The following is a 3,856-nucleotide window of genomic DNA, read 5'->3' as shown; positions in this document are numbered from 1 at the left end:
GCAGCGAAGCAGAGCATTTCGAAGTATTGATCCGTATGATCAATGAGAAGGGCGACCTGATTTTTCCCGGCACATTCCTTCCCGCGGCTGAGCGTTTCGACGTCATGCTTTCGATTGATCGATGGGTAATTCAGACTGTTTGCGAATGGCTGAAAAATACACGCCGCAACTTCGGTCAGGTTTACAGGATGCTGGCTTCCGGTCTGGAACAGAACCACGAATCCCGAACCGTGGATAGTTATTATTCGGTCAATCTCTCCGGTGCGACGTTGAACGACGTGGCAACCGGCGATTTCATTCTCCAGATGTTCGACCGGTACAAGGTAGACCCTCGTCTAATCTGTTTCGAGATTACCGAGACGGTTGCCATCAGCAACCTGGATGCCGCATCCATGCTGATTCGCTCGATGAAAAAACTTGGCTGCAAGTTTGCTTTGGATGATTTTGGCAGTGGTTTTTCTTCATTTGCCTACCTCAAAATGCTGCCGGTCGATTATCTGAAAATCGATGGGATGTTTGTGCGGGACATCACGGCGAATGGCATCAATCACGCGCTTGTCCGGGCGATCAACGACGTCGGACATGTAATGGGCATGGAAACCATTGCCGAATTCGTCGAGAATGACGCCATCCTGGAGATCATCCGTGATCTCGGCGTCGACTATGCGCAAGGTCATGCGGTCGGCAGTCTGAAGCCCCTGCAAGCCATGTCGATAATGAAAGCCGTGGTGTGATAAAAAGGTCACCTGCGCGAGGCGGTATTTGCCAAGTTGGCGGATCACTCATCCGACGGTTCGCTGGATATCCAGCCTGTCCAGCCGACGTGATTCGGTATGAGGTTGCGGACTTCTTGAATCATTGGGCCGGCTTGGTATTTGCTCTGGATCCAATTTCCTTATTTTTCTTTCGTAAAAACCTTTTCAATTTGTTAAAAGTTGAATCTTCGATGGCTATTTGCCGATATTTTCATTCAAAACCATGGAGATATCGATGTACGGCATTCGAAGAAACGTCAGAGATTTCGTTTTGCATATAGGGATGTACCTGGCTTGGCCGATCGCGTTCAGTTGTTCAATTCTGGGCTTTGCACTGTTGGTGATCGAAGCATTTTTTATCATGCTGTTTCGAGGACCGCGCAATGTTCGCTGGGTCAGGCCTTCGAGGTGCGACAGCATTGCCAGCTGGATGAGCGCTGAGTGGCAATACTATGGTCGGGGCGGCATGCAACGCGGCTTAAGACGGTTTGGATTGGAAGTCGCTCGTAAAGGCTATATCAGTAACAATCATCCGCTGAATTGATTATCACGAGCAAGCGAGGTGGAAGAGGGCGGGCACTTTGGTAGCGCAATCGAGCAATTGATTTTCCGCTGCGCATCGTTTGTTTGATTGCCATCAAACTTCGCCAGGCGTGCCTCAAGGTAAAGTTGCACCCAGGAATAGAAACTTTCATCCTGGAGACAATATCTTGACCACTTCGATCATTCTGCATGCCCTCGGCGACCATAAACCACATTCGATCAACACCGAAAAGATTGCTGAAGTCGTGGAGGCCAGGTTCGGCGGATGCGGAATCTGGTTCGTCGACCAAAGTCTGCCATCTCATTTCTGGGAAACCAAGGAGCATGTCCTCAACCTGATGATGCCTGCATCGAAATAATGTAGAACATTGCAAGTAATACGATCGCCTTGGTTGGCAAGATGATCGTGCATCGCGTTCCTGAGCCGCTGGTCAGGGCATGCAAGTCTATGGTTTCGGCGTTCCTACAGTGGCCTTCGGAGTTCGCTGCGCCATTTTGATGTTTTTAAGTGCGAGTTGGGCTCGATAAATTTCGTTATTTCTGACCCTGTACCGATAATGCGAGTAGCCTGCGCCAAACAGGATGGCAAGCATGAGCAGTGCGGAAAATAAGAACAAAAGCATTTAGCGCATTCTTTACGAAAGGCCCAAATTTTATCATTGTCGATTGCGACGGCTGGCGATCGAATGAGCAGAGTTTGGGTTTTGTCATCCGACGGTATCGCCGACTTTTCAATAAACTTAGGCGGGACGTGCGCGCAGTGCTATGTGCAAATTGCCACGCCGGTCGAGTGTGGAACTATGTGGCGGGCAAGTCTCGCTTCAATCATGTCGCAGAACCGCGATTTTTGTGCGAGGCAGCTTGTACTTCGTCCACGTATTGGCAAGGATACCGGGTATCAATGAGTATGTCGGCTTCATCCGGTCACGGCATCTTGGTGAATCTGGAACTACGATCACTGGAAAATCCGAACACGGTGGATTTTCGCACAAGCCGAAGAGCAAAGCTGTTTTCGTTAGTACGCATAATTTATATTATGTAAAATCCGGTTTGGATCGTTCTTATCGTTTCTGACTCGGACCACTCCCACGTTTCCCGCCGGAGTTTTTCAAGCGATGCAGAACTTCGTCAGAAGCTCCCCCTCCAACTTTGGATTGCCAATTTCATATCGGTTGCTTCCAGCTCCATTCAATAGTGCTTTGGCCAGTCGCAGTAAAACCGTCAACCGCTTTGCCAGAAACGCGCTGGCTAATAGCGGCGAACCGCACAATGCCGGCGAGCTTCGGAGCTTCCGATCGACAACAGGAGATGATGATGCAAACAGTAGGCGAAGTCATGTCGCGCAATGCGCGTTCAATCACGCCCCAGGAGACCTTGCAGCATGCAGCAAAACTCATGGATGAATTGGATGTTGGTGCACTCCCCGTATGCAATGGGGAACGCTTGGTCGGAATGGTCACTGACCGTGATATCGCCATCCGCGGTGCCGCCGCCGGAAAATCGCCGCATTCGGCGCACGTCGAGGACGTCATGAGTACCGAGGTCCGGTGGTGCTTTGAAGATGAGCCGCTTGATGATGTCATCCAGCAGATGAGCTATAACCAGATTCGGCGCCTTCCGGTCATTTCGCACGACGACTCTCACAGACTGGTTGGCATGGTGTCGCTCGGCGATCTTGCAATCAAAGCTCCCGATGAAGCTCGGGCTGGCGTCGAGCAACTTATAGAGCAAATTTCTGCGCCTTCGCGCCGTGGCCCCATGGGAGGCGAATCAGATGTGACCAGTTCGGACAGCGGCAGCGCAGCCGTTCCGTCCGGAGGTGCGGACGGCACAGGCACTACCGGACTCGCCGGCATTGGAACTGCCGGCGGCACAGGATCCACAGGCACAGGTGCGACCGACTCATCGACCGATGAAAATCAGCGAAAAAATGCTGAGGTGCTGAACAATCTTGGCCCAGCCGGGGATTACAGCCGTTGAGAGACTATGCGAACGTGTGGGCAGAATACCGTGCCCTGCCCTACGGTTGACAATCGAAACTGCCATAACAATATTACGACGGAGAACTTATGAAGACACGTAAAACAATTACTATCGACGGCACCATTCATGAGCTAAGCGACTCTTTTCTGGCGCAAATACTTGAGACGGCCGTTGATGGCGCCTGTTCCTACTGGGCGGATGTGAGTGCGGAGGATGTTAGCGATTCTGCTGATCCTGATGGCGCAAGAGATTACGACCTCTCTGACTACATTGAAGGGGACGACAGCGGTGGTGATAGGCCTTTCTATTCAGCCGCTAGCTTTCTTGTTTCCAACGATACCACCCAAGGCGGCACCCTCGATTTGGTGGGCATTGCAGACGCAATTGAACGTATAGCTGGCGGCGAGGTGGAAGTTGCTCCGGCGATTCGGGAAATCATTATCACGGCGGTGCGCGAAGATGACGCGTCCGACATTGATGCGGAAGCGGCCGATTGCATCATCCAGGTTGGATTGTTCGATGAGATCGTCTATCGCTAATGGCGTGCAGCGGGTTGCGTTCGGTGCCGGGTGATG

At 51.7% G+C, this 3,856-nt stretch carries 5 protein-coding genes; all 5 read left to right on the top strand.

What is annotated here, in order from left to right; genetic code table 11:
• Positions 1-734: EAL domain-containing protein (locus tag VGU61_RS16160; protein WP_326860231.1), on the top strand; the 734-nt coding region annotated here is incomplete at its 5' end.
• Positions 735-990: 256 nt separating this feature from the next.
• Positions 991-1,299, top strand: coding sequence for a hypothetical protein (locus VGU61_RS16155; RefSeq protein ID WP_326860230.1), 309 nt, complete (start codon positions 991-993; stop codon positions 1,297-1,299).
• Positions 1,300-1,465: 166 nt separating this feature from the next.
• A complete protein-coding gene (locus VGU61_RS16150; RefSeq protein WP_326860229.1) occupies positions 1,466-1,657 on the top strand; it encodes a hypothetical protein in 192 nt (63 codons plus the stop codon).
• A gap of 955 nt (positions 1,658-2,612) precedes the next feature.
• On the top strand, positions 2,613-3,278 hold the full coding sequence (locus VGU61_RS16145; RefSeq protein WP_326860228.1) for a CBS domain-containing protein: 666 nt from the start codon (positions 2,613-2,615) through the stop codon (positions 3,276-3,278).
• 89 nt (positions 3,279-3,367) lie between these two features.
• Positions 3,368-3,820, top strand: a complete 453-nt coding sequence (locus tag VGU61_RS16140) for a hypothetical protein (RefSeq protein WP_326860227.1) — start codon at positions 3,368-3,370, stop codon at positions 3,818-3,820.
• The last annotated feature ends 36 nt before the right edge of the window (positions 3,821-3,856 follow it).

This window comes from Noviherbaspirillum sp. (assembly GCF_035944575.1).
Lineage (GTDB): Bacteria > Pseudomonadota > Gammaproteobacteria > Burkholderiales > Burkholderiaceae_D > Noviherbaspirillum.
The sequence above is the reverse complement of the archived record's forward strand: the minus strand, read 5'-3'. Positions and strand labels throughout refer to the sequence as shown.

Excerpts from the sequence above, each read along its gene's own strand:
- VGU61_RS16140 (WP_326860227.1), top strand. The coding sequence starts at position 3,368 with ATGAAGACACGTAAAACAATTACTATCGACGGCACCATTCATGAGCTA.
- VGU61_RS16155 (WP_326860230.1), top strand. The coding sequence starts at position 991 with ATGTACGGCATTCGAAGAAACGTCAGAGATTTCGTTTTGCATATAGGG.
- VGU61_RS16145 (WP_326860228.1), top strand. The coding sequence starts at position 2,613 with ATGCAAACAGTAGGCGAAGTCATGTCGCGCAATGCGCGTTCAATCACG.